This is a genomic window from Bacteroides sp. 1_1_14 (genome assembly GCF_000162515.1).
GTDB classification, from domain to species: domain Bacteria; phylum Bacteroidota; class Bacteroidia; order Bacteroidales; family Bacteroidaceae; genus Bacteroides; species Bacteroides thetaiotaomicron.
Map to the genome: position 1 here is coordinate 145,558 of NZ_GG774711.1, position 26,713 is coordinate 172,270.

Here is a 26,713-nt window from a genome sequence, read left to right on the forward strand (position 1 = left end):
CATATCCACTTATCGGAATGAAATTCTTGAATTGCCGGAAACGGTAGCTGCCAACGGCAAGTTTGGTGGTAATGGTGTGAAGAGTGTAGTCGGACATACTTACGGCGCACAAGTCGGTTACATTGCTGATGGCATTTTTAAGTCGCAGGATGAAGTAGACAACCATGCTACTCAAGAAGGCGCTGCTGTCGGCCGTATCCGTTACCGTGATATTGACCATAACGGTGTGATTGACGAAAGAGATCAGAACTGGATTTATGATCCTACTCCCTCTTTCAGCTACGGATTGAATATTTATCTGGAATATAAGAACTTCGATCTGACAATGTTCTGGCAAGGCGTTCAGGGAGTGGATATAATCAGTGACGTGAAGAAGAAAAGCGATTTTTGGAGTGCTTCCAATGTCGGTTTCCTGAATAAGGGAACCCGTTTGCTTAATGCCTGGTCACCTACGAACCCAAACTCTGATATTCCGGCATTGACCCGCAGTGATACGAACAATGAACAGCGTGTCTCTACTTACTTCGTAGAAAACGGTTCTTTCCTGAAACTGCGTAATATCCAGTTAGGATACACCGTTCCCGCTGTTATCTCCAAAAAAAATGAGAATGGACCGCTTGCGTTTCTATTGCAGTGCACAGAATCTGCTGACCATCAAGAGCAAGAATTTTACCGGAGAAGATCCGGAGAACCCGAACTTTTCTTATCCGATCCCTGTGAATATCACGTTCGGACTTAACATCGGATTTTAACTTACTTCATCAATAAAACGAATGATCATGAAAAAGATAATATATATAGCAACAATCGGAATTACCTTGCTGACAACCAGTTGTGACGATTTTTTGGACCGTCAGGTTCCTCAGGGTATTGTGACCGGCGATCAGATCGCTTCTCCCGAATATGTAGATAATCTGGTGATTTCTGCCTACGCCATCTGGGCGACAGGTGATGATATCAACTCTTCCTTCTCTCTCTGGAATTATGATGTACGTTCCGACGATTGCTATAAAGGCGGTTCGGGAACAGAAGACGGCGGTGTGTTCAACGCACTGGAAATATCCAAAGGTATCAATACCACCGACTGGAATATCAATGATATATGGAAAAGACTGTATCAATGCATCACCCGTGCCAACACAGCTCTGCAATCACTCGACCAAATGGATGAAAAGACCTATCCGTTGAAGAACCAGCGCATTGCCGAAATGAGATTCCTGCGCGGACACGCTCACTTCATGTTGAAACAGCTGTTCAAGAAGATCGTTATTGTAAACGATGAAAACATGGAACCGGATGCTTACAATGAACTGTCGAATACCACTTATACCAATGACGAGCAATGGCAAAAGATAGCAGACGACTTCCAGTTTGCCTACGACAACCTGCCGGAAGTACAAATAGAAAAAGGACGCCCTGCACAGGCAGCCGCTGCTGCTTACCTTGCAAAAACTTACCTGTATAAAGCTTACCGCCAGGACGGAGCCGATAATGCCCTTACCGGAATCAACGAAGAAGACCTGAAACAGGTCGTGAAATACACCGATCCCCTGATCATGGCTAAAGGCGGTTACGGACTGGAAACGGACTATAGCATGAACTTCCTGCCGCAATATGAAAACGGTGCAGAGTCTGTATGGGCCATTCAGTATTCTATCAACGACGGTACTTACAACGGTAACCTGAATTGGGGAATGGGACTGACCACTCCGCAGATACTGGGCTGCTGCGACTTCCACAAGCCGAGCCAGAATCTGGTGAATGCTTTCAAAACCGATTCGCAGGGAAAGCCTTTGTTCAGTACCTACGACAATGAGAATTACGAAGTGGCTACAGACAATGTCGATCCCCGTCTGTTCCATACGGTGGGTATGCCGGGCTTTCCTTATAAGTACAACGAAGGTTACATCATCCAGAAGAATGATGACTGGAGCCGCAGCAAGGGACTTTATGGATATTATGTTTCTCTCAAAGAGAATGTAGATCCCGATTGTGACTGTCTGAAGAAAGGTTCTTATTGGGCCAGTTCTCTGAATCACATTGTGATCCGTTATGCAGATGTATTGCTGATGCGTGCCGAAGCACTGATTCAGTTGAACGACGGACGTATCACCGATGCCATCTCATTAATCAATGAGGTACGCAGCCGTGCTGCCGGAAGCACCATGCTGATCTTCAATTATAAAGAAGACTACGGAGTGAACTTCAAAGTGACTCCTTACGACCTGAAAGCTTACGCTCAGGACGAAGCCATGAAAATGCTGAAATGGGAACGCCGCGTAGAGTTCGGTATGGAAAGCTCACGTTTCTTTGACCTTGTAAGATGGGGAGAAGCCAAAGATGTCATCAATGCTTATTACGTGACGGAAGCATCCCGTTGCTCTATCTACAAGAATGCGGGCTTTACGGAAAATAAGAACGAATATCTTCCTGTTCCATTCGAACAGATCAGCGCAAGTAATGGAAATTATGCACAGAATTTCGGTTGGTAACTAACCATCTTAAAACAAAGAATACAATGAAATCAATCATAAAACAACTTTATACTATCCTGTTGGTGACTGTGGCATGCCTTACAGTCACAGGATGTAGTGATGACTTCAAATCCGGCCTTCGTCTGGACGGAGATGTTTGGGTGAACTCTATCCGGCTGGATGAATACGCAGGAACTGTCGACTATCAGAATAAGGCAATCGTAGTAGGAGTGCCCTACGATTACGATATTACCCGCATGGTGGTCACAGAAATGAATCTTTCCGAAGGAGCCAAGGCTAGCATCGCTATCGGTGAGACAATCGACTTTTCTCTTCCCGTATCTTTGACGGTGAAGAATGGCGATGTACAAATGAGCTACACGATTACCGTGAAGAGAGATGAGGCGAAGATACTGACCTTCAAATTGAATGATACTTATGTAGGAAAGGTAGACCAGTTATCGAAAACCATTTCTGTAGTCGTTCCGCTGACAGTGGATATCACTCAGTTGAAAGGTACGTTTACCGTAACGGACGGAGCTACCGTGACTCCGGCATCCGGAAGTATTCAGGACTTTACGAACCCCGTTACTTACACGGCAACTTACCGTTCGGCAGTAACTCCTTATGTGGTAACGGTTACTCAGGGAAATGTGATTCCGACTGCCTTTGTCGGTACGGCTTCTTCCGTCAGCCTTCTGACGAGTCCCGAAGAGAAAGCCGCTGCCCAATGGATGATGGATAATGTATCGATGTCCGAATATATCTCATTCAAGGATGTAGTGGACGGAAAAGTGGATTTAGGTAAATATACCGCTATCTGGTGGCATTTCCACGCAGACAATGGTGACAATCCTCCTTTGCCGGATGACGCGAAAGCGGCAGCGGAGAAGTTTAAAGTCTACTATCAGAATGGTGGTAATCTGCTGCTGACCCGTTACGCTACTTTCTATATCGCCAATCTCGGCATCGCCAAAGACGAGCGTGTACCGAACAATAGCTGGGGAGGAAACGAAGACTCGCCCGAAATCACCTCTGCCCCATGGAGCTTCCTGATTACCGGCAGTGAATCACATCCGTTATTCCAGGATTTAAGATGGAAAGATGGCGACAAGTCGACAGTCTATACCTGTGATGCCGGCTATGCGATTACCAATAGCACAGCGCAGTGGCATATCGGGACAGACTGGGGAGGTTATGACGACCTGAACGCATGGCGTAACCTGACAGGAGGAATCGATTTGGCACATGGAGGCGACGGGGCGGTAGTCATTGCCGAATTTGAACCGCGTTCCAATAGCGGACGTACGCTCTGTATCGGTTCCGGCTGCTATGACTGGTACGGCAAGGGAGTAGACGCTTCTGCCGACTACTATCACTACAACGTAGAGCAAATGACTCTCAATGCAATCAACTACTTGTGTAAATAAAAAGAATAAGCAACAATGATGAAAAATATGATCTTACCTATAGCATTTACCGCACTGATAGCTTCGATGACTGCTTGCAGTGACGAGACTGACCCCATCTTGACTCAGAAAGACTGGGACGGTACAGCCACATACTTCCAATCGAGTGATGAGCATGGCTTCTCGATGTACTATAAGCCACAGGTCGGCTTTGTAGGTGACCCGATGCCATTCTATGATCCGGTTGCCAAGGACTTTAAAGTGATGTACCTGCAAGATTACCGTCCGAACCCCGAAGCTACGTACCATCCCATTTTCGGGGTGGCTACCAAAGACGGTGCTACTTACGAATCTCTCGGCGAACTGATTTCCTGCGGAGGGCGTGACGAACAGGATGCTGCCATCGGCACAGGAGGAACGATCTATAACCCTGCCGACAAACTGTATTATACCTTCTACACCGGTAATAAGTTCAAGCCTTCTTCCGACCAGAATGCTCAGGTAGTGATGGTAGCTACTTCTCCCGATTTCAAGACATGGACCAAGAACCGCACCTTCTACCTGAAAGGAGATACGTATGGTTATGACAAGAATGACTTCCGTGATCCGTTCCTGTTCCAGACCGAAGACGGTGTGTATCACATGCTGATCGCTACCCGCAAGAACGGAAAAGGGCATATCGCCGAATTTACCTCTGCCGACCTGAAAGAGTGGGAATCTGCGGGAACCTTTATGACCATGATGTGGGATCGTTTCTACGAATGTCCGGATGTATTCAAGATGGGGGACTGGTGGTATCTGATTTATTCGGAACAGGCTTCCTTCATGCGTAAAGTACAATATTTCAAAGGCAGAACGCTGGAAGATTTGAAAGCAACTACCGCCAATGATGCCGGAATATGGCCGGACAATCGTGAAGGAATGCTGGACAGCCGCGCATTCTATGCCGGAAAGACCGCTTCCGACGGAACAAACCGCTACATATGGGGCTGGTGTCCCACACGTGCCGGAAATGATAATGGAAATGTAGGTGATGTAGAACCCGAATGGGCAGGCAATCTGGTAGCACAACGTCTGATTCAACACGAAGACGGTACTTTAACCCTCGGAGTACCCGATGCAATCGACCGAAAATACACTTCCGCACAAGAAGTGAAAGTAATGGCAAAAGATGGTAACGTGACCGAAAGCGGTAAAACCTATACTTTGGGCGAAGGCGCCTCCGTCATCTTCAACCGTCTGAAAGTACATAACAAGATTTCTTTCACCGTAAAGACCGCTTCGAATACGGACCGTTTCGGAATCTCTTTTGTACGTGGAACGGATTCCGCTTCCTGGTATAGTATCCATGTCAATGCCGATGAAGGCAAAGCGAATTTTGAGAAAGACGGTGACGATGCCAAATACTTATTCGATAATAAATTCAATATTCCGGCAGATAATGAATATCGTGTGACGATTTACAGTGACCAGTCCGTCTGCGTGACTTATATCAACGACCAGTTATCTTTCACCAACCGTATCTACCAAATGCAGAAGAACCCGTGGTCACTCTGCTGTTATAAAGGTGAAATAACTGTATCAGACGTTCAGGTAAGCACTTATTGATGAAAACTACACCGGCAAGTAACATCTTTTACAGCGTTTGAAACAAAAGTGATAGGCGCTAACCTTGGAAGCGCCTATCTTTGCACTGTAACAACTATCAAAAGTATAACAACCTTAATACCATAGAACATGAATGTATTTTTGCCTGTCAAACAACTTCAGACCTTTCTGATTTGTTTTATTCTCATGACTATTTCTGTTTCAACCCGAGCGGCGGATTCTCCTTTGCTGATTAAGAATCTGGGAGAAGGTCATTGCCTTGTACGTGTCAATACTTCCCAGAAGTACCTGCTTCTGCCCGTAGAAGATACGTCTCCCGATGTACGTATCAGCATGATCGTTAATAATAAAGAGGTGAAAAACTTCGACGTGCGTCTCGCCATACATAAAGTAGATTACTTTGTTCCGGTAGACCTTTCCGACTTTTCCGGCAAAACGGTCTCTTTCAAGTTCAAGATGAACTCCAACGATCCGATCCGTGTCAATCTTTCGCCGGATAATACCGCTTGCTGCAAGGAAATGAAACTCTCCGACACCTTCGATACGACCAACCGTGAAAAGTTTCGTCCGACCTATCACTTCTCTCCCCTTTACGGATGGATGAACGACCCGAACGGAATGGTCTATAAAGACGGTGAATACCATCTTTTTTACCAGTACAACCCTTATGGCTCCAAATGGGGAAACATGAACTGGGGACACGCTATCAGCAAAGACCTCGTAAACTGGGAACACCGCCCTGTTGCGATAGCACCGGATGCGCTTGGTACTATCTTCAGCGGCTCTGCCGTGGTAGATCATAACAATACAGCCGGCTTCGGAGCAGGCGCAATCATCGCCATCTATACACAAAACAGCGACCGTCAGGTACAAAGCATCGCTTATAGCACTGACAACGGACGCACTTTCACCAAATACGAAAACAACCCCGTACTTGTATCCGAAGCTCGTGATTTCCGCGACCCGAAAGTTTTTTTGGTACGAAGCAACAAAACGCTGGATCATGGTGCTCGCAGTGGGACAGGAAATGCAGATTTTCTCTTCTCCCAATCTGAAAGACTGGGCATTTGAAAGCAGCTTCGGCGAAGGATACGGTGCTCACGGCAACGTATGGGAATGCCCCGATTTATTCGAACTTCCGGTAGAGGGCACCAACGAAAAGAAATGGGTATTGCTTTGCAGCCTCGGTGACGGTCCTTTCGGTGACTCCGCTACTCAATACTTTATCGGTAGCTTCGACGGCAAGAAATTTAGTTGTGACAATCAGCCGAATGTCACGAAATGGATGGACTGGGGAAAAGACCATTATGCTACAGTTACTTGGAGCGATGCCCCCGACAACCGCCGTATCGCCATTGCATGGATGAGCAACTGGCAATATGCAAATGACGTGCCAACTTCTCAATACCGTAGTCCGAACTCCATCCCTCGTGATTTGAGTCTCTTTGCCATCGACGGTGGGATTTATCTTCAATCCGCTCCTTCTCCCGAATTACTGAAACTGCGTGGTGTTTCCAAAAAGCGCTCATTCAAGGTTAACGGAACACGTATCGTGAAAGATTTGATTCCGAACAATGAAGGTGCTTACGAAATAGAACTGTCCCTCAAGAATCAGCAGGCAGAAATCATCGGTTTCCGTCTCTACAATGACAAGGGCGAAGAAGTAGACATGCAGTACGATATGAAAGAGAAGAAATTCTCAATGGACCGTCGCAAGAGTGGCGAGGTAAATTTCAACGAAAACTTCCCGATGCTGACTTGGACTGCGATTGAAGGGGATAAGGATGAAATGAAACTCCGCCTGTTTGTAGACAGATCAAGTGTAGAGGCTTTCGGTGACGGTGGACGCTTCGCTATGACCAATCAGGTATTTCCTTCGGAACCTTACAATCATATCAGCTTCTACAGCAAAGGCGGTGCCTATAAAGTAGATTCATTCGTGGTTTACAAACTGAAGAAATAAAAAACGACTTTCTTCTCCCTGCGCTCTTTTTAATTCACGCTAACATACCTTTATCCTTGCGTTAACATGCCTTTATGTTCTCCTTATGTATGGGAGATAGATAGCGTTTCACCTACGTGATACGATCTGTTCATTACTGTGATAAGGCCTTATCACCCTTGTGATACGGTCTGTTCACAGCCGTGATAAGCAAAGAAAATAGGAGGCTAAAAGAAAAAGGATCAATAGGAAAGAAAAATAATTACTGTGCTAATATACGAAATTATAATAGATAAAACAATGGAAAATACTAAAAACGCTTCTCTCTCCAAGCTAGTCCCGGTGATGCTTTGTTTCTTCGCCATGGGATTCGTTGATCTGGTGGGCATTGCCTCCAATTATGTAAAAGCAGACCTGGGTCTGACAGACTCACAAGCAAACATATTCCCTTCATTGGTGTTCTTCTGGTTTCTGATTTTCTCCGTACCGACAGGTATGCTGATGAGCCGTATCGGTCAGAAGAAAACCGTGTTACTCAGTTTGATCGTGACTTTTGCTTCTTTACTGTTGCCTGTCTTCGGGGATAGTTACGCACTGATGCTGATTTCTTTTTCCCTGTTAGGTATTGGAAACGCACTGATGCAGACTTCACTGAACCCGCTTCTTTCCAACATCGTTCGTGGTGACCGTCTGGCAAGCAGCCTCACCTTCGGACAATTCGTGAAAGCGATCGCTTCTTTCCTTGCACCGTACATTGCCATGTGGGGGGCAACGCAGGCGATTCCTTCTTTCGATCTGGGATGGCGTGTATTATTCCCTATTTATATGGTAATAGCCATCCTTGCCATTCTGTTGCTCAACGCGACACAGATTGAAGAAGAGAAGGAAGAAGGCAAACCTTCCACTTTCGGACAGTGCCTGGCATTGCTCGGCAAACCGTTTATCCTGCTTTGCTTTATCGGAATCATGTGTCACGTAGGTATCGACGTCGGTACAAACACTACTGCACCTAAGATTCTGATGGAACGCATCGGCATGACACTGGATGATGCTGCTTTTGCAACCAGCCTCTATTTTATCTTCCGTACGGCAGGCTGTTTTCTAGGATCATTCATCCTGCGTCAGATGTCTCCGAAATCTTTCTTCGGTATCAGTGTTGTTATGATGCTGGCTGCTATGGTAGGGTTGTTCATCTTCCATGATAAGGCGGTGATTTACGCTTGTATCGCTCTGATCGGTTTTGGTAACTCGAATGTGTTCTCTGTTATTTTCTCGCAGGCATTGCTTTATCTGCCGGGAAAGAAAAACGAAGTTTCCGGTCTGATGATTATGGGACTCTTCGGAGGAACCGTTTTCCCGTTGGCTATGGGAGTTGCTTCGGATACTTCTATGGGGCAGAATGGTGCGATTGCTGTGATGACAGTCGGTGTACTTTACTTGCTGTTCTATACCTTCCGTATCAAAAAATAATTTTATATTTGGAAAACAATTAAATCTGTAGATCATGAATAATATAATTGTAGGAATGGGCGAAGCATTATGGGATGTATTGCCCGAAGGAAAGAAGATAGGCGGTGCTCCGGCTAATTTCGCTTATCATGTTTCACAGTTTGGTTTCGACAGCCGTGTAGTAAGTGCGGTGGGCAATGACGAACTGGGAGATGAAATCATGGAAGTATTCAAAGAAAAGCAACTCAAAAATCAGATTGAGCGGGTGGATTATCCTACCGGTACGGTGCAGGTGACACTGGATGACGAAGGGGTACCTTGCTACGAAATCAAAGAAGGAGTGGCATGGGATAACATTCCTTTCACGGACGAACTGAAGCGGCTGGCTTTGAATACGCGCGCCGTTTGTTTTGGTTCGTTGGCTCAACGCAATGAAGTGAGCCGTGCTACAATTAACCGATTCCTCGATACAATGCCCGATATAGACGGACAGCTGAAGATATTCGACATCAACCTCCGTCAGGACTTCTACACGAAAGAAGTATTGCGCGAGTCTTTCAAACGCTGCAACATTCTGAAGATAAACGATGAAGAACTGGTGACAATCAGCCGTATGTTCGGTTATCCGGGCATCGACTTACAGGATAAGTGCTGGATTCTGTTGGCCAAGTACAATCTGAAAATGTTGATTCTTACTTGCGGTATCAATGGTAGTTATGTGTTTACTCCGGGAGTCGTTTCTTTTCAGGAAACGCCGAAGGTTCCGGTAGCCGATACGGTAGGAGCGGGGGATTCCTTTACTGCCGCTTTCTGTGCTTCCATTCTGAATGGCAAGTCTGTTCCCGAAGCTCATAAGCTGGCTGTCGAAGTTTCCGCTTATGTTTGTACGCAGAGCGGTGCAATGCCCGAACTTCCGGTAGTTCTGAAAGACAGATTGTTGTAGAATCTCTTTAAATTCAAAAAGAAGGTGTGTCAAAAGCAACTAAACTCTCCTCCTTCCCGAAGGAGGGGAATTTAGTTGCTTTTGACACATCTTCTTTTCTGTTTCTTATTTCAGTAAATGTCCCCCTTCCCTGTGTTTTGATTTACTACTTAATCTGTTAATTATTAGAATGATAATAACAGATGTTCTTTTTCTAATTGTCCCCCTCTTCCTTGCCTTGTTTTATAAGCCGATTGCCTATCTTTGCGGCAGGTTTTTAAATAATAAATCAAAAAGAGAAAACTACTTTATGAAACACATTTCGAACTTCCTCAGATCAAAAAGCTGGAACGTATTTTTGTTTTTATATCTTGCTCTTCCTTTGTTTGCGCAAAAAGAATATAAGATCGATCAGGTATCTGTTGTTAATGTAGGCGATGGCAGACTGTTGTTTCAGGAACTGAAAACGGAAAAAGCATTGAATGGCGAACATCGCATCATAGATGGTTATCATTCCGCCTATGTGCTGGCATCTTTTAAAGATGGTTTTTATGATGGCGGATACAAAGAATATGTGGACAATATATTAATAACGGAAGGAAGTTATAAAGAAGGGCGGAAGGATGGCCTCTTCAAGATTAACTCCAAGTTTGACGGTAAGCTGAAAGAAGAAAAGTCCTATAAGGAAGGTAAGCTGGACGGTACGAGCAAAAGTTACTTTACTACCGGAAAAGTGGAAAGTGAAAGAAACTTCCGGATGGGGAAAGAGCACGGGAAGCAACTGTCGTACGAATCTGACGGTACTTTGCGGAAAGAGCATAATTACAAGGACGGGAAGCAGGTAGGCAAACAGTATACTTTTCTGAAAGGTACATATGATTTGTATGAGACCGTTTATTTCAATGAAGAAGGTTTGCAGGACGGTGAATATTCGTCCGTGTTTACGTTTGGCTCGCCACGTATACTGGGTAGTTATAAGAATGGAAAGAAGAATGGTCGGTGGACTACTTTTGCTGAAAGCGGAGATACGCTGATGATTGAAACCTATCTGGATGGAAAAGAAGATGGACTCCATGTCTCATTTGCCAACGGAAGTGGGGTAAGGCAGAAAGAATATTATATGAAGAACGATCGTAAAGACGGTTTATACCGTGAATATAATTTGGAAAATGGTGAATTGAGATATGAAGCTACCTATCAGGCCGGCAGATTGCATGGCAAGGAACGACGGCTGATAGTGAGCAACCGCTTTGATTATTGGGAAACTTCTACCTATGTGAACGGAAGGCAGAACGGACCGTTCGAAGCTCGTTATGTAAAGAATGACCAGCTTCGTGAATGTGGGGAATATAAGAATGGTCACCGTGTAGGACGATGGAAACGCTACACTATTGATGGTAAACTGGAAAAGGAATGGGATGAAAACTAATCGGTAGATGAAAGGTCAGAGCATAAAAAAAGGAGCAACGCCTTGCTCCAACCTTTGTTAACCTTAAATCTAATACTATGAAAAACACAGTGCAAAGATACGGACTTCTGTGAAATCTGCAAATTATCCAAGTAAAACGCTATGTTTTATAACATTGATTAAGTGTTTGTTTTACGCTTTATACTTTTGTTAATACTTTCCGATGGTCTGAAAGAGGACTGCTTTCCTTCTTTTTAGAATAATAAATAGCTGAAGTTAGAGAACTTTACAGTATTATTTCTTATTTTTGTTCTTAATTGGATTACAGAAAGAACTATGAAATGATGAGATGGATGAAGACGATGAGATATCTGAAGTGGATGCTGGTGCTGTTTGGTTTAATCGGGATGACGGCTTGCCGGCAGGATACACCCCGTTTTCGTATTGGGGTGGCTCAATGCAGCGATGATTCATGGCGACATAAGATGAATGATGAGATTCTTCGGGAAGCGATGTTTTATAATGGTGTTTCGGTGGAAATCCGTTCGGCAGGGGATGATAACAGTAAGCAGGCGGAAGATGTCCATTATTTTATGGACGAAGGAGTCGATCTGCTGATTATTTCCGCTAACGAAGCTGCTCCTATGACTCCGATTGTAGAAGAAGCTTATCAGAAAGGCATCCCCGTTATTCTTGTAGACCGGAAGATTCTTTCGGATAAATATACTGCCTATATCGGAGCCGATAATTATGAAATCGGTCGTTCGGTAGGAAACTATATTGCCTCCAGTCTGAAAGGGAAGGGAAATATAGTAGAACTGACAGGATTGAGCGGTTCGACTCCTGCAATGGAACGGCATCAGGGATTTATGGCTGCCATCAGTAAATTCCCGGATATAAAGCTGATTGATAAAGCGGATGCTGCGTGGGAACGTGGTCCGGCAGAGATAGAAATGGATAGTATGCTTCGGAGGCATCCTAAGATTGATGCTGTGTATGCCCATAATGACCGTATCGCTCCGGGTGCCTATCAGGCAGCAAAGATGGCAGGGCGGGAGAAGGAAATGATTTTTGTCGGCATAGATGCCTTGCCGGGTAAGGGAAACGGACTGGAACTGGTTCTGGACAGTGTGCTGGATGCCACCTTTATCTATCCGACCAATGGCGATAAGGTACTGCAACTGGCTATGGACATTCTGGAGAAGAAACCCTATCCCAAAGAAACGGTGATGAATACCGCTGTTGTGGACCGTACCAACGCACACGTCATGCAGTTGCAGACCACACACATTTCCGAACTCGACAAAAAGATTGAAACGCTCAACGGACGTATCGGTGGCTATCTCTCTCAGGTAGCTACACAACAGGTCGTTTTATACGGTAGCCTGATTATCCTTTTATTGGTAGCCGGCTTATTATTGGTCGTTTATAAATCACTCCGCTCAAAGAATCGCTTGAATAAAGAACTTTTTAAGCAGAAGCAACAATTGGAAGAGCAACGTGACAAACTGGAAGAACAGCGTGACCAATTGATACAACTTTCTCATCAACTGGAAGAAGCTACTCATGCCAAGCTGGTATTCTTCACCAATATTTCTCACGACTTCCGTACTCCGTTGACATTGGTTGCCGACCCAGTAGAACATTTATTGGCGGACAAGACATTGAGTGGAGATCAGCACCGGATGCTCATGCTGATTCAGCGAAATGTGAACATTCTTCTGCGTCTGGTCAATCAGATTCTGGATTTCCGTAAATATGAAAACGGCAAGATGGAATATACTCCGGTTACGGTGGATGTCCTTTCTTCTTTCGAAGGATGGAATGAGTCTTTTCAGGCGGCAGCCCGTAAGAAGCATATCCATTTTTCTTTTGATAGTATGCCGGATACGGATTATCATACACTGGCAGACATGGAGAAGCTGGAACGTATTTATTTCAATCTTCTGTCCAATGCCTTTAAGTTTACACCGGAAAACGGGAAAATAGCCGTCCGTCTGTCTTCCCTTAGTAAAGAGGACAAGCGATGGATACGTTTCACGGTGGCAAATACCGGTTCCATGATTTCTGCCGAACATATTCGCAATGTATTCGACCGTTTCTATAAGATCGATATGCACCATACCGGTTCGGGAATCGGACTGGCATTGGTAAAAGCCTTCGTAGAAATGCACGGTGGTATGATCTCCGTAGAGAGCGATGAGAAACAGGGCACGGTCTTTACCGTTGAACTGCCTGTACAGTCTTGTGAGGCTGTTGCTGCCGAACCGGATACCACCCTTGTTTCTGCGGATTCCCGTACAACAGATGTTCTATTGGCGGAAGAGGAAGAACTGGAAAAAGGATATGACTCTTCCAAACCGTCCGTACTGATTATTGATGATAATGAGGATATCCGTTCGTATGTCCATACGCTGTTGCATACAGACTATACGGTGATTGAAGCGGCAGACGGCTCCGAAGGAATCCGTAAGGCTATGAAGTATGTTCCGGACCTGATCATTTCTGATGTGATGATGCCGGGCATTGATGGCATTGAATGTTGCCGCCGGCTGAAAAGTGAGTTACAGACCTGTCATATTCCGGTTATTCTGCTGACAGCGTGTTCACTGGACGAACAGCGTATTCAGGGATATGACGGTGGTGCGGATTCTTATATTTCAAAGCCGTTCAGTTCACAGCTGTTGCTGGCACGTGTCCGCAATCTGATTGATTCTCACCGTCGTCTGAAACAGTTCTTTGGTGACGGGCAGACATTGGCAAAAGAAGATGTCTGCGATATGGACAAGGATTTTGTAGAAAGATTCAAGTCATTGATTGAAGAGAAAATGGGAGACTCCGGTTTGAATGTGGAGGACTTGGGCAAAGACATGGGACTAAGCCGTGTGCAGCTTTACCGCAAGATTAAATCATTGACTAACTACTCTCCGAATGAATTGCTCCGTATCGCCCGTTTGAAGAAGGCAGCTTCTTTGCTTGCTTCTTCGGACATGACCGTAGCGGAGATTGGTTATGAAGTCGGTTTCAGTTCACCTTCTTATTTCGCCAAGTGCTATAAAGAGCAGTTTGGAGAGAGCCCGACAGATTTCCTGAAAAGGAAAGGATGATTTCATTGATATCGTAAAGAGGGATATATGAAAGATTATAAAGTAGATAAAGAGAGCTTTTCCGAATCCTTTCGGAAGGAAGTGTACGAAGTCGTATCCCAGATACCTGTGGGAAAAGTATCTACTTATGGAGGTATTGCTTTGCTGTTGGGGGCACCCCAATGCTCGCGGATGGTGGGACGTGCATTGAAAGAAGTGCCGGATGAATTATCCATTCCCTGCCATAGAGTTGTAAATTCCACCGGAAGGCTGGTGCCCGGTTGGGTGGAACAAAAACAACTCTTGCTGGCAGAAGAAGTTTCTTTCAAAGCTAACGGATGCGTTAATCTGAAAGAACATTTGTGGCACGTGGATGAATGAAGGATGCAAGGAAGGTAAGCCATATCATCCGTATCCATACAATAAAGAAAACCCATACATGAAGCCATAAGGTCCTGGTAATGAAATCTCTGATGGGTACAGGGACGAATATGTCGATAGGAACGATACATAACAGCACAAAACAGCACCAAAATAGAATCTTGTCTGTTGCGGTACGTGTTGGTCTGCTCCAATACCAGAGCATGAAACCTGCCAATGCGATAATATAGGTATGCTTCTCGGCGGAGTCACTCAGTAATACTACCCAGCCCATGAGAATGCCCAAAGCCTGGGCACGGAAGGCAAAAGACGACCATTTGCGGAAATTCCCCAAAAAGAGCAGAGTCAGCAAGCCGAGCATTCCTATCTGAAGTGCACGGAAGTGTGGCAATGTCCATGCTGCAATGGGGCGGGCATAGAAAAATGAATCATAAGCTCCGGCGGACTGATGAACAGCAAGACTATGGCACCATTCTTCATAATAGGGGAGCAAATCTGCAGGAGCTATTTTGATTAACGGTAATGCAAGCAATACAATGCCCATTGTAACGGCATAGCCAAAGTTACGCCATACGTGAGGATAGCACAGCAACAATGCCAGTTCGAAAATTCCATATACTTTGGTACATCCCGAAATCATGATTAACAGAACAGCCAGAAATCCACGGTCTTTTTCCAATAACGTATAGGCGAATAAGAATAAATAGGCTACCGTTATGTTATACTGAAATGAAAGTAAACTTTGTCCTAAAATCAGTAACAGAAAAAGGAACATACGGCATTTCTGCTGCTGGGTGAATTGTTGGGGCAGCGTGAAGATCGCCATAAAGAACAGCGAATAATTGAATAGATTCCACGCGAAAGGTCCCAGCCATGCAGGCAGATACGCAAACGGAGCGAACAATACCGTGAAAACTGGAGAATAAAGGAAGTAGCGTCCGTGAGCTTCTACAAATTCAGTTGTGTATGGGCTGATGCCTTGCCAGAAGAATTGAGTAGCGTCCGAGAAGACCATAAAGTTTTGATGCCGTCCTCGTATAAATTCGAGCAGAGTCACTATAAAAGCGAGCAGGAAACCTATCATGTAGAGATTCCGCCGGCTATAGAAAAACGGCATTTTGGGGTTCTTTTTACTAAGGAACTGTACTTGGCTTTTGTCGTCTAGTGTGGCAGTACCTGTTTGTTTTTCTTTTGTTGTGTAATGACAATTATCCTTCCCCAGGAAAATTGTAATAGCCCTGTTGAACATATAAATCTAGTTTAGTTATTGACGCCAAATATACGGTGTTTAAGTGAAATATTCAAACTTATTTTATATTTATCTGCCGGTTTGTTCTATTTTGCTGAGTGATAGGGGAATATTACCCGGAAACTTTCCATATCATTACAAATAAAGCCCTCTGTATGCCCCGGATTTTGAATATAATTTGTATGTTTAATCCGTTTTTTGTATCTTTGTGCCAGCAAGATACTGGAACAGGCTGTTTTTATACATAAAAATGCTATTTTTTGCTATTCGTTGAAAGGATTATCTTATCAAATTCTATTCCTTTTTTAATTACTCAGTCTGTCAATAATCATTTTATTAATTATTTCGGGATTCATTGTTATTTGTCCCGTATTTAAATCAGAACTTTATACGATATAAAGAAAGATTCCTGTTATCGTTTGTTCTTGTCTTGCTGTGTATATTATTTTAATAACCTAAACCATTTTATTGTATGAGTAAAATAGAAATTAAAGATCTCTATCTGGTTTTTGGCAATGAGAAGCAGAAGGCTTTGAAGATGTTGAAAGAAGGTAAAACAAAAAGTGAAATATTGAAAGCGACCGGATGTACAGTTGCGGTGAAAGATGCGAATCTTTCCATTAATGAAGGCGAAATATTCGTCATTATGGGGCTGTCCGGTAGTGGAAAGTCCACTTTACTCCGCTGCATCAACCGTTTGATACGCCCTACTTCCGGAGAAGTGATTATCAATGGAACAGACATAGCCAAAGTGTCGGATAAGGAACTGTTGCAGATTCGCCGGAAAGAACTGGCTATGGTCTTTCAGAACTTCGGTCTGCTTCCTCACCGTTCTGTCTTGCATAATATAGCTTTCGGGCTCGAACTACAGGGAGTAAAAAAGGGAGAACGGGAGCAGAAAGCGATGGAAAGTATGCAACTGGTGGGGCTGAAAGGCTACGAGAATCAGATGGTAAGTGAACTGTCGGGTGGGATGCAGCAGCGTGTCGGGCTGGCGCGGGCTTTGGCCAATAATCCCGAAGTCCTGTTGATGGATGAGGCCTTCTCGGCACTCGATCCTTTGATCCGTGTGCAGATGCAGGATGAACTGCTGACTTTGCAGTCGAAGATGAAAAAAACGATTGTCTTTATTACTCACGACCTGAGTGAAGCGATTAAATTGGGTGACCGGATTGCTATCATGAAGGATGGAGAAATTGTACAAATCGGTACATCGGAAGAAATCCTGACCGAACCTGCCAACGCTTATGTAGAACGATTTGTGGAGAATGTAGATCGAAGCAAGATTATAACAGCTTCCTCTGTTATGGTAGATAAACCCATAGTGGCACGTTTGAAGAAAGAAGGCCCGGAGGTGCTGATCCGTAAGATGCGCGAACGGAATCTGACCGTTCTTCCGGTAGTCGATTCCAATAATCTGTTAGTAGGAGAGGTGCGGTTGAATGACTTGCTGAAACTACGAAAAGAGCAAATCCGCTCCATCGAGTCCGTAGTAAGGTATGAAGTTCATTCAGTGCTGGGTGATACGGTGCTGGAAGATATTCTTCCGTTGATGACAAAAACGAACTCGCCAATCTGGGTCGTAAATGAGAATCGGGAGTTTGAAGGCGTAGTGCCACTTTCCTCGTTGATCATCGAAGTAACGGGAAAAGATAAAGAAGAAATTAATGAAATCATTCAAAACGCAATAGAATTATGATAAATATCGGACAATATATAGAGACTGCCATTAATTGGCTCACAGAACATTTTGCTTCCTTTTTTGATGCTCTCAGCATGGGGATCGGAGGATTCATAGACGGTTTTCAGCACGTACTGTTTGGAATACCTTTTTATATCACAATCGCAGTGCTGGCTGCGCTCGCCTGGTTTAAGTCGGGTAAGGGGACAGCCGTATTTACCCTCTTGGGTTTATTGCTTATTTACGGCATGGGCTTTTGGGAAGAAACGATGCAGACATTGGCGTTAGTACTTTCTTCCACTTGTCTGGCATTGCTTTTAGGCGTTCCGCTGGGAATCTGGACTGCCAACAGTGATCGTTGTAACAAGATAATGCGCCCTGTCCTCGACTTTATGCAGACAATGCCTGCCTTTGTCTATCTGATTCCTGCCGTTCTATTCTTCGGATTGGGAACTGTGCCGGGAGCTTTTGCCACCATCATCTTTGCAATGCCTCCTGTGGTTCGTCTGACCGGTCTGGGCATTCGTCAGGTTCCTAAAAACGTAGTAGAAGCCTCCCGCTCTTTTGGAGCTACTCCCTGGCAGCTTCTTTATAAGGTGCAATTGCCTTTGGCGTTGCCTACTATTCTGACGGGAATCAACCAGACGATCATGATGTCACTTTCGATGGTAGTGATTGCTGCCATGATTTCTGCCGGAGGATTGGGAGAAATCGTGCTGAAAGGTATCACCCAAATGAAAATCGGACTCGGATTTGAAGGCGGTATCGCAGTCGTGATATTGGCGATCGTGCTGGACCGCATCACTCAGGGTATGGCAGATAACAGAAAAAGTAAAAAGAAATAAGAATCACACCAAAGAAAGGAATAATCAATGAATAAGATAAAAATGATTGCGGCAATGTTTATTGCCGGCATACTCTTAACCTTCGTTTCCTGCGGAGACAACGGAAAGAGTAAGAAGATAAGTATCGCTTATGCCAACTGGTCGGAAGGTATTGCAATGACAAATCTTGCCAAAGCGATTTTTGAAGATCAGGGGTACGATGTAAAGTTGCTGAATGCCGACCTTGCACCTATATTTACCTCTATCTCCCGTAAGAAAGCAGACGTATTTATGGATGTCTGGATGCCTGTCACTATGGAAGATTATATGAAACAATACGGGGATAAACTCGAAGTTATCGGGGATATTTATGATGGTGCCCGTATCGGGCTGGTGGTTCCGGATTACGTTACGATCAACTCAATCGAAGAACTGAACGCGGAAAAGGAACGTTTCTCCGGTCAGATTGTCGGTATTGATGCCGGAGCCGGTATTATGAAAGCTACCGATCAGGCCATCAAAGATTATGGATTGGATTATAAACTGATGACTTCGAGCGGACCTGCCATGACTGCTTCCCTAAAGAAAGCGATTGATAAGAAAGACTGGATTGTCGTGACGGGATGGACGCCTCACTGGATGTTCGACCGTTTCAAGCTGAAAGTTCTTCAGGACCCGAAGCTGATATATGGAAATACGGAATCCATTCATACCATAGCATGGAAAGGTTTTAGCGAGAAGGACCCTTTTGCTGCCGAACTTTTGGGCAACATTCGTCTGACAGATGCGGAAATCAGCTCCTTAATGACTGCTCTGGAAGAGGCGCAGACAACGGAAAGACAGGCTGCCCGTCAATGGATGGAAGAACATCAGGAACTGGTAAACAGTTGGATTCCTGAGAAAGATTGATATGCAAACACTACTTCAACCATCCCGCCATTCTTTCTTTACCATAGAAGTAGTAGAAAAGTAGTCCCAGCCAGCTGGTAAGAACGATTAATACAATCGCTATAAGTCTTTTCTCTACAGCCGCATTTATATTCCAAATCTCTATGGCAGCTCTGAAAGTCAGTATCAAACCGATAATCCAAATAACAAATCCGATCATATCTTTAGAGTTTTAATGAATATCTTCGTGAGAAGTAATCGTTACTTCTAAGATATAAACCAAAAAGGCAGGAATCTGTTTCCAGGATTCCTGCCTTTTATTATGTACAAAGTATTTCTACTTATTATTCAGCTGTATCAGCTCCCCAGTTTTCTCTGGCAAGACGTTTGTAGCTGTTGTAACGCCATTTAGCGTTTTCTTCAGCAGCTTTAAACAGTTCTTCAGCTTCAGCAGGATATTGTTTCATTACAGAAGCGTAACGAACTTCACCCTTCAAGAAACCTTGGAAGTCTTCCCAGTTAGGTTCTTTGCTATCCAGTTGGAACGGATTCTTGCCTTCTTCTTCCAAAGCAGGGTTGTAACGCCACAAGTGCCAGTAACCGCACTTAACAGCCTTTTCTTCTTCTTCCTGGCTCTTACCCATACCGGCTTTCAGACCGTGGTTGATACATGGAGCGTAAGCGATGATCAGTGATGGTCCCGGATATGCTTCAGCTTCACGGATAGCTTTCAGAGTCTGAGCCTGGTCAGCACCCATAGCAATCTGAGCAACATATACATAACCGTAAGTAGTAGCCATCAGACCGAGGTCTTTCTTACGTACACGCTTACCTGCAGCAGCAAACTTAGCGATAGCGCCTACCGGAGTAGCTTTAGAAGACTGACCACCTGTGTTAGAGTAAACCTCAGTATCCAATACAAGGATGTTAACGTCCTTACCGGAAGCGATTACATGGTCAAGACCACCGTAACCGATATCATAAGAAGCACCGTCACCACCGATGATCCATTGGCTGCGTTTAACAAGATATTGTTGCAGATCAGCGATTTGCTTGCAGTGGTTGCATTTATCTTTAGCAGCTTCTACCATCGGAATGATCTTTTCGGCCAGTTCCTTAGTCTTTTCTGCATCCAGCATATTGTTGATCCATTCAGCAAATACTTCTTTGTATTCAGCCGGGCAGCAATCAGAAACGATAGCTTCGTTCATTACTTTCACCAGACGGGCACGCATCTTTTCGTTAGCCAGTTCCATACCCAGACCAAATTCACAGAAGTCTTCGAACAAGGAGTTAGCCCATGCAGGACCGTGACCCTTTTCGTTCATAGTGTACGGAGTAGAAGGAACTGAACCGGAGTAGATAGAAGAACATCCTGTAGCGTTAGCAACCATTTCACGGTCACCGAACAACTGAGAAATCAGTTTCACGTACGGAGTTTCACCACAACCGGAGCAAGCGCCTGAGAACTCAAACAATGGAGTTGCGAACTGAGAGTTCTTCACGTTAGCCTTGATGTCTACCAGGTGTTGTTTGCTCTTCACGTTTTCAGCGCAGTAAGTCCAGTTATCAGCTTCGGCCAACTGGCTTTCAAGGTGTTTCATGGTCAATGCCTTGCCACCCTTCTTCGGATTACCCGGACAGATGTCGGCACAGTTACCGCAACCCAGACAGTCGAGAACGTCTACCTGAATACGGAATGTCATACCATCGAATGCTTTACCTACAGCTTTCAGTTGCTCGAACTTAGCACCCTTCTGCTCTTCAGCATCGAGTACGAACGGACGGATAGAAGCGTGAGGACAAACGTAAGCACACTTGTTACACTGAATACAGTTTTCAGCATTCCATTCGGGAACGAATGCAGCTACACCACGTTTTTCGTATTTGGAAGTACCTTGATACCAAGTACCGTCTTCGATACCCTTGAATGCAGATACCGGCAGCAAGTCACCGTCCTGTGCATTGATCGGACGAACTACTTCGTTGATGAAAGCAGGATCATTGTTTTCTGCTTTTGCATCATCCGGCAGGTTAGCCCAAGCAGGATCGACAGTCAGAGTCTTATATTCACCACCGCGGTCTACAGCAGCGTAGTTCTTGTTAACAACGTCTTCACCCTTCTTGCCGTAAGACTTAACGATGAATTTCTTCATCTGTTCAACAGCTTGATCTACAGGGATTACGCCTGTGATACGGAAGAATGCAGACTGAAGGATTGTATTGGTACGGTTGCCCAAACCAATTTCCATTGCAATCTGAGTTGCGTTGATATAGTATACAGAGATGTTGTTCTGTGCAAAGTATTTCTTCACCTTGTTAGGCAGGTTCTTAGCCAGTTCTTCGCCTTCCCAGATGGTATTCAGCAAGAAAGAACCGTTCTTACGCAAACCACGTGTTACGTCGTACATGTGCAGGTAAGCCTGAACGTGACAAGCAACGAAGTTCGGAGTATTTACCAAGTAAGTAGAACGGATCGGAGTATCACCGAAACGCAAGTGAGAACAAGTGAAACCACCCGACTTCTTGGAGTCGTAAGAGAAGTAAGCCTGACAGTGTTTGTCGGTGTTGTCACCGATAATCTTAACAGAGTTCTTGTTGGCACCTACAGTACCGTCAGCACCCAGACCGTAGAATTTAGCTTCGAACATACCTTCACCGCCCAGAGCGATTTCTTCTTTCTGAGGAAGAGAAGTGAACGTAACGTCGTCTACGATACCGATAGTGAAGTGGTTCTTCGGCATTGGCATAGCCAAGTTTTCGAATACAGAGATGATCTGTGCCGGAGTTGTATCTTTTGAACCCAGACCGTAGCGACCGCCAACGATAACAGGAGCATTTTCTGCGCCATAGAAGCAGTCTTTAACGTCAAGGTAAAGAGGTTCGCCGTTAGCACCCGGTTCTTTTGTACGGTCAAGCACTGCGATGCTCTTTGCAGTCTTGGGTACAGCAGCCAGGAAGTGTTTAGCAGAGAACGGACGATACAAGTGTACGGCAACCATACCTACTTTTTCGCCGTTTGCTACCAAGTGGTCGATAGCTTCGCGGGCAGCTTCAGTTACAGAACCCATTGCGATAATTACGCGTTCTGCATCTTCTGCACCGTAGTAATCGAACAAACCGTATTTGCGGCCTGTGATCTTGGAAATTTCGTTCATGTATTCTTCTACGATAGCAGGAACTGCTTCATAGTAGTTATTGCATGATTCACGATGTTGGAAGAAGTGGTCGGGGTTTTCAGCCATACCACGGGCAACCGGCTTCATCGGATTCAGTGCACGGGCACGGAATTCAGCCAAAGCTTCCTGGTCGATCAGCGGAGCGAGGTCGTCGTTTTCCAACATTTCGATCTTCTGGATTTCGTGAGAAGTACGGAAACCATCGAAGAAGTTCATGAACGGAACGCGTGATTTGATAGTAGCCAGATGAGCAACACCTGCCAAATCCATAACTTCCTGTACAGAACCTTCTGCCAACATAGCGAAGCCGGTTTGACGAGCTGACATTACGTCCTGATGGTCACCGAAGATACACAATGCGTGAGAAGCCAGTGTACGAGCAGAAACGTGGAATACACAAGGCAAGAATTCACCGGCAATCTTGTACATGTTAGGGATCATCAAAAGAAGACCCTGAGAAGCAGTGTAAGTAGTAGTCAATGCACCAGCCTGAAGAGAACCGTGAACTGCACCGGCAGCACCACCTTCAGATTGCATTTCCTGTACCAATACTGTTTCGCCGAAGATGTTCTTACGTCCTGCGGCAGCCCATTCGTCTACGTACTCAGCCATAGTCGAAGAAGGAGTGATGGGGTAGATAGCTGCTACTTCAGAGAACATATACGAGATATGTGCTGCAGCTTGGTTACCATCACATGTGATGAATTTCTTCTGTTTAGTCATAACTAAATTAAATATTTAAGTAAATAAATCTTTTTAGTATAAGAATCCGAACATCCAAAGAGGTATTTGGTTGCCGCGGCCTATCTCAGCCTTTTGCAACGCATACGTCACGTCCGGGTTATTCTTTATTTTTGTACCTTCCGCACAAATTTTGAACGGCATCACTTCGTCTACCATGAAAGAGACGTTTTTATCTCCTTTATGTACCTTATGGTCTTTCCATAAAGTGTTAACGAAGAACGTGTCGAGTACATCCTGTTCTTCCACTTTCACCGGATAAATGGAGTACATCAGGTTAGAGTTGTGCATCATAATCTTTGACGGTTTCTTTGGGAATTCTTCTCCTTTCGGGTAAACCAGATTAATCAGACGCGCGTCTGCCAGATACTTGATATAGTTCATTACCGTAGCGCGGGATGTCTGTACGTCACTTGCCAGTTGGCTCACGTTCGGAGCTTTTGGTCCGTCCACAGCCAACAAATATAGTAATTTTTTTATCTTTGAAAGATATTTCAGCTCAATTTGTTTGATCAGCAGGATATCCACTTCTACCATCATGTTCATTGTTTTCAGCAGATTCTCCGAGAAATTACGTTTTTCAAGGAAGAAAGGGTAGAAACCATGATGCAGGTAATCCTGAAAATAATCCAGCGGTCGTACTTTGGAAAGTACTCCTTTGGCTATCTGTTCATGTGTACTGAGGATTTCTTCGAGGCTGTATGCCCGGAATTTCATTCCTGTCTGCAAGTTCAGAAATTCACGGAAAGAGAATCCGCGCAGGTTATAACTTTTCGCAATGTCACGCAATTCGAGGTTTTCCTCTTTGAGTCGCATGACGGAAGAACCGGTGAAGACAATCTTCAGGCTGGGGAAACGGTCATAGCACATTCGTAGCTCTTTGCTCCATTCGGGATGTTTGAACACCTGGTCGATCAGCAGTACTTTTCCGCCACGTTTCTGAAACTCGTTGGCGAAGTCAACAAGGCTGTGACCGGAGAAATAAAAGTTGTTCATATTGATGAACAGACAGGAACGGTCGGTGCCGAATTTCTCTTTGGCGTACTGCAGGAGGAAAGTGGTTTTTCCTACGCCACGTGTCCCTTTGATACCAATCAGACGGTCACTCCAGTCGATCTCGTCCATAAGATCGCGGCGAACGGGGGCATTGGTGTGCTCAACGAGGTAGGCGTGTGTGCGATAGAATGATTCCATTTCGTTTCTTTGTTTTTCGGCTGGCAAATATAGTGCTTTTTTTAGGATTTGCAAAGTAGAGATAGCAAAAATGTGCTTTAATTTATAAGTTTCTCTTTATTGTGTAAGTTCCTGATTATTTCCTGTATATATTTGCAGAATAATGTGTTGAATCCATCTTTGACATGACGAAAAGACCTGTTTATATATTCAATCCGGAGCATGATATGGCGTTGGCAAGCGGTGAGACGAACTATATGGCGCCGGCTTCCGCCCGACAGATGGCGAGTGACCTGGCGTTGCTTCCTATGTGGTATGCCGAAGCGGGAAGTGCGGTGCTTGCACCGTCTGCTTATAATGCGGACTTCCTGAAAACAAAGAGTGAACTTTTGGGCATGGATGTGGCCTTGTTGACGGAACCGGAAGTGGCTGACGGTAAAGACCAGAAGTTCTCTCCGTGGGGTTGGGACCCTGCTTTGCGGAAGCGTTTGATGACATTGGGGGCAGGTCAGACGGAGCTGCCTTCTGCGGATTATATGAATATTCTGAGAGAGCATTCGCATCGTCTGCAGGCGGTAAAGTTGTTGCCTGGGTTGCGGTTGAATGAATACTTCTGTGGAGAATCTTTTTATTTGAGTACTTTGGCGGAGTGCAGTGCGTTCGTCGAAGGGCGGGAAGCGTGCTTGTTAAAAGCTCCGCTTTCCGGAAGCGGGAAAGGATTGAATTGGTGTAAAGGCATATTTACTACTTTTATTTCCGGTTGGTGTGCCCGTGTCGCTGCTTCTCAGGGTGGGGTGGTAGGCGAACCTATATATAATAAGGTGGAAGATTTCGCTATGGAGTTTTATGCTGACGGGAGAGGAAGGGTTGTTTTTGCCGGATATTCGGTCTTCCACACGGGTGGGAGTGGGATGTATGCAGGGAATGACTTGCTGTCTGACGAGAAGATTCTGCAGAAACTATCGGCTTATGTGCCACAAGAAGAATTTATCAGGCTGCGGACTCGTTTGGAAGAAGAATTGTCAGCTTTGTTCGGTGGCTTTTATCATGGATACTTGGGAGTGGATATGATGATTTGTCATTTTCCGGATGAAGCGCCTGTTTACCGGATTCATCCTTGTGTCGAAATTAATCTGCGAATGAATATGGGGGTGGTGGCATGGCTCTTGACGGATCGTTATTTGGCTGCGGATGCGGAAGGAGTTTTTCGGATTGATTATTATCCTTTAGCCGGTCAGGCTTTGGAGGAACATCGGCAGATGTCGGCTTCGTTCCCTTTGTCCGTAGAGAATAATCGGGTGTGTGCCGGATATTTGCCGTTAGTACCGGTGACGCCTCAAAGCCGGTATCGTGCGTTTCTTTTGCTTACTCTCCCCCAGTGAAAAAGATAGTGCTTTTGCTCTCATGCTCTAACAGTTCGTCTGTATCCCTTTATTCATCGATGTTTTAGCTGTTAGAGATCCAGTGGTAGCAGAGTGAGAGCAAGGACTTGCTCTCACTCTGCATCGTCCTGATAAATACCGTTTTTACTGTGTTATTCTTTGATTTACAGGATGTTAATATCTGATATCTCAACTGTTAACGTTTGATTTCTCAGATATTAATAATTGAGAAATCAAGTATTAAGGACTGATAATTTATGTATTATTGACTGATATATGATTTAATGTTTTCAGAGAGAGCAGTACTATTGAAGTAGCTGATGCGTTCAATGTGATTGGAACATGCGGTTAAGTCAATCAAATCAACAGTAGTTTCAGATAGTTTCGAGCGTTTGGAACTAAAGTTTCAAGCGTATGAAACTCTAGTTTCTCACCGATGAAACTACAGTTTCACACCGATGAAACTCTGGTTTCAAGCAATGGAATGATGTGTACTGGTTTTAGTTGACAACTTCGTTTGTTATAACTGAATTAGTTTACTCAATATACTTTAATATCTAAATAGGTTTACTTTTGTTATTCTTATTCCTATGTTAGTTGTCTTTTGTTGGTGCTTGCAAATTTATGCATCTTCCTTTATTTACGCAAGCCTTCTTCAGGAAAATGTAATGTTGCCAACAACCAAAAACTCTTCGGTCGGGGATCGTCCTAGCGGCAAGGGGCGGGACCACCCATCCCGACGAGCGGGTATTATGCTGTTAATCCTACCGTTTCGCTGACCACTTCCATAGGTGTCCTCATGTTTATCCCTTGATGAGGCCGCACATGATTATATACATATACAGCATCTTCAATGCGCTTGCTTACTTGCTCGAAGCTCTCATCATCACAGTCGAATAGCCAACCGTTTTTAATGG

The 26,713-nt window shown here is 44.7% G+C and carries 16 protein-coding genes and 2 pseudogenes; 14 read left to right on the forward strand and 4 right to left on the reverse strand.

Annotation, left to right across the window (positions count from 1 at the left end):
* From HMPREF9007_RS03695 to HMPREF9007_RS03650, 10 genes and pseudogenes are all read left to right on the forward strand, one after another.
* Window positions 1-752, forward strand: a pseudogene (locus HMPREF9007_RS03695) (SusC/RagA family protein); the annotation flags it as partial.
* A 27-nt stretch (window positions 753-779) separates the two neighbouring features.
* A complete protein-coding gene (locus tag HMPREF9007_RS03690) occupies window positions 780-2,492 on the forward strand; it encodes a RagB/SusD family nutrient uptake outer membrane protein (RefSeq protein ID WP_032850729.1) in 1,713 nt (570 codons plus the stop codon).
* A gap of 26 nt (window positions 2,493-2,518) precedes the next feature.
* The gene (locus HMPREF9007_RS03685; protein WP_008763287.1) at window positions 2,519-3,904 is read left to right on the forward strand and encodes a DUF4960 domain-containing protein; all 1,386 of its coding nucleotides are present in this window, start codon (window positions 2,519-2,521) and stop codon (window positions 3,902-3,904) included.
* 18 nt (window positions 3,905-3,922) lie between these two features.
* Complete coding sequence (locus HMPREF9007_RS03680; protein WP_032850730.1) at window positions 3,923-5,491, forward strand: glycoside hydrolase domain-containing protein; 1,569 nt, start codon at window positions 3,923-3,925, stop codon at window positions 5,489-5,491.
* Between the two features lie 129 nt (window positions 5,492-5,620).
* A pseudogene (locus HMPREF9007_RS03675) lies at window positions 5,621-7,454 on the forward strand (DUF4980 domain-containing protein).
* A gap of 279 nt (window positions 7,455-7,733) precedes the next feature.
* Window positions 7,734-8,903, forward strand: coding sequence for a sugar MFS transporter (locus HMPREF9007_RS03670; protein ID WP_008763289.1), 1,170 nt, complete (start codon window positions 7,734-7,736; stop codon window positions 8,901-8,903).
* 34 nt (window positions 8,904-8,937) lie between these two features.
* Window positions 8,938-9,825, forward strand: coding sequence for a carbohydrate kinase (locus HMPREF9007_RS03665; RefSeq protein ID WP_008763290.1), 888 nt, complete (start codon window positions 8,938-8,940; stop codon window positions 9,823-9,825).
* Between the two features lie 289 nt (window positions 9,826-10,114).
* On the forward strand, window positions 10,115-11,233 hold the full coding sequence (locus HMPREF9007_RS03660; protein WP_225651860.1) for a toxin-antitoxin system YwqK family antitoxin: 1,119 nt from the start codon (window positions 10,115-10,117) through the stop codon (window positions 11,231-11,233).
* 341 nt (window positions 11,234-11,574) lie between these two features.
* Window positions 11,575-14,319, forward strand: coding sequence for a substrate-binding domain-containing protein (locus HMPREF9007_RS03655; protein ID WP_316929405.1), 2,745 nt, complete (start codon window positions 11,575-11,577; stop codon window positions 14,317-14,319).
* Between the two features lie 27 nt (window positions 14,320-14,346).
* On the forward strand, window positions 14,347-14,679 hold the full coding sequence (locus HMPREF9007_RS03650; protein WP_008763293.1) for an MGMT family protein: 333 nt from the start codon (window positions 14,347-14,349) through the stop codon (window positions 14,677-14,679).
* Here HMPREF9007_RS03650 and HMPREF9007_RS03645 read toward each other — a convergent pair.
* Entirely contained in the window at window positions 14,642-15,796 is a 1,155-nt protein-coding gene (locus HMPREF9007_RS03645; protein ID WP_008763294.1) for a glycosyltransferase family 87 protein, read from the reverse strand. The two genes, HMPREF9007_RS03650 and HMPREF9007_RS03645, sit on opposite strands and share 38 nt — an antisense overlap.
* 604 nt (window positions 15,797-16,400) lie before the next feature.
* On the opposite strand from HMPREF9007_RS03645, the gene HMPREF9007_RS03640 reads away from it, so the two are divergent.
* Genes HMPREF9007_RS03640 through HMPREF9007_RS03630 form a run of 3 tightly spaced genes read left to right on the forward strand, consistent with a single transcriptional unit; the run spans window position 16,401 to window position 19,342 of the window.
* Window positions 16,401-17,627, forward strand: coding sequence for a glycine betaine/L-proline ABC transporter ATP-binding protein (locus HMPREF9007_RS03640; protein ID WP_008763295.1), 1,227 nt, complete (start codon window positions 16,401-16,403; stop codon window positions 17,625-17,627).
* Window positions 17,624-18,454 carry a proline/glycine betaine ABC transporter permease gene (locus tag HMPREF9007_RS03635; protein ID WP_008763296.1) on the forward strand — a complete coding sequence of 277 codons (831 nt, stop codon included), beginning with the start codon at window positions 17,624-17,626 and terminating at the stop codon, window positions 18,452-18,454. Before HMPREF9007_RS03640 ends, HMPREF9007_RS03635 begins: the two co-directional genes overlap by 4 nt.
* Before the next feature lie 27 nt (window positions 18,455-18,481).
* Window positions 18,482-19,342, forward strand: a complete 861-nt coding sequence (locus HMPREF9007_RS03630) for a glycine betaine ABC transporter substrate-binding protein (protein WP_008763297.1) — start codon at window positions 18,482-18,484, stop codon at window positions 19,340-19,342.
* A 10-nt stretch (window positions 19,343-19,352) separates the two neighbouring features.
* Here HMPREF9007_RS03630 and HMPREF9007_RS03625 read toward each other — a convergent pair whose 3' ends face one another.
* The 3 genes from HMPREF9007_RS03625 to HMPREF9007_RS03615 form a co-directional block, all read right to left on the reverse strand.
* Window positions 19,353-19,541: a hypothetical protein gene (locus tag HMPREF9007_RS03625; protein WP_008763298.1), complete on the reverse strand. Its 189-nt coding sequence runs from the start codon at window positions 19,539-19,541 to the stop codon at window positions 19,353-19,355.
* 124 nt (window positions 19,542-19,665) lie between these two features.
* Complete coding sequence (nifJ, locus tag HMPREF9007_RS03620; protein WP_008763299.1) at window positions 19,666-23,223, reverse strand: pyruvate:ferredoxin (flavodoxin) oxidoreductase; 3,558 nt, start codon at window positions 23,221-23,223, stop codon at window positions 19,666-19,668.
* A 33-nt stretch (window positions 23,224-23,256) separates the two neighbouring features.
* Window positions 23,257-24,435 carry an AAA family ATPase gene (locus tag HMPREF9007_RS03615; RefSeq protein WP_008763300.1) on the reverse strand — a complete coding sequence of 393 codons (1,179 nt, stop codon included), beginning with the start codon at window positions 24,433-24,435 and terminating at the stop codon, window positions 23,257-23,259.
* A gap of 164 nt (window positions 24,436-24,599) precedes the next feature.
* Here HMPREF9007_RS03615 and HMPREF9007_RS03610 point away from each other — a divergent pair, with 164 nt between their 5' ends.
* Window positions 24,600-25,796 (forward strand): hypothetical protein, encoded by a 1,197-nt coding sequence (locus HMPREF9007_RS03610; RefSeq protein WP_008763301.1) that lies wholly within the window; start codon window positions 24,600-24,602, stop codon window positions 25,794-25,796.
* Window positions 25,797-26,713: the final 917 nt, after the last annotated feature.

Coding starts and splice junctions, on each gene's coding strand:
- HMPREF9007_RS03640 (WP_008763295.1), top strand. CDS start 16,401: ATGAGTAAAATAGAAATTAAAGATCTCTATCTGGTTTTTGGCAATGAG.
- HMPREF9007_RS03660 (WP_225651860.1), top strand. CDS start 10,115: ATGAAACACATTTCGAACTTCCTCAGATCAAAAAGCTGGAACGTATTT.
- HMPREF9007_RS03690 (WP_032850729.1), top strand. CDS start 780: ATGAAAAAGATAATATATATAGCAACAATCGGAATTACCTTGCTGACA.
- HMPREF9007_RS03650 (WP_008763293.1), top strand. CDS start 14,347: ATGAAAGATTATAAAGTAGATAAAGAGAGCTTTTCCGAATCCTTTCGG.
- HMPREF9007_RS03655 (WP_316929405.1), top strand. CDS start 11,575: ATGAGATATCTGAAGTGGATGCTGGTGCTGTTTGGTTTAATCGGGATG.
- HMPREF9007_RS03680 (WP_032850730.1), top strand. CDS start 3,923: ATGAAAAATATGATCTTACCTATAGCATTTACCGCACTGATAGCTTCG.
- HMPREF9007_RS03670 (WP_008763289.1), top strand. CDS start 7,734: ATGGAAAATACTAAAAACGCTTCTCTCTCCAAGCTAGTCCCGGTGATG.
- HMPREF9007_RS03635 (WP_008763296.1), top strand. CDS start 17,624: ATGATAAATATCGGACAATATATAGAGACTGCCATTAATTGGCTCACA.
- HMPREF9007_RS03685 (WP_008763287.1), top strand. CDS start 2,519: ATGAAATCAATCATAAAACAACTTTATACTATCCTGTTGGTGACTGTG.
- HMPREF9007_RS03645 (WP_008763294.1), bottom strand. CDS start 15,796: ATGCCGTTTTTCTATAGCCGGCGGAATCTCTACATGATAGGTTTCCTG.
- nifJ (WP_008763299.1), bottom strand. CDS start 23,223: ATGACTAAACAGAAGAAATTCATCACATGTGATGGTAACCAAGCTGCA.
- HMPREF9007_RS03610 (WP_008763301.1), top strand. CDS start 24,600: ATGACGAAAAGACCTGTTTATATATTCAATCCGGAGCATGATATGGCG.
- HMPREF9007_RS03630 (WP_008763297.1), top strand. CDS start 18,482: ATGAATAAGATAAAAATGATTGCGGCAATGTTTATTGCCGGCATACTC.
- HMPREF9007_RS03665 (WP_008763290.1), top strand. CDS start 8,938: ATGAATAATATAATTGTAGGAATGGGCGAAGCATTATGGGATGTATTG.
- HMPREF9007_RS03615 (WP_008763300.1), bottom strand. CDS start 24,435: ATGGAATCATTCTATCGCACACACGCCTACCTCGTTGAGCACACCAAT.
- HMPREF9007_RS03625 (WP_008763298.1), bottom strand. CDS start 19,541: ATGATCGGATTTGTTATTTGGATTATCGGTTTGATACTGACTTTCAGA.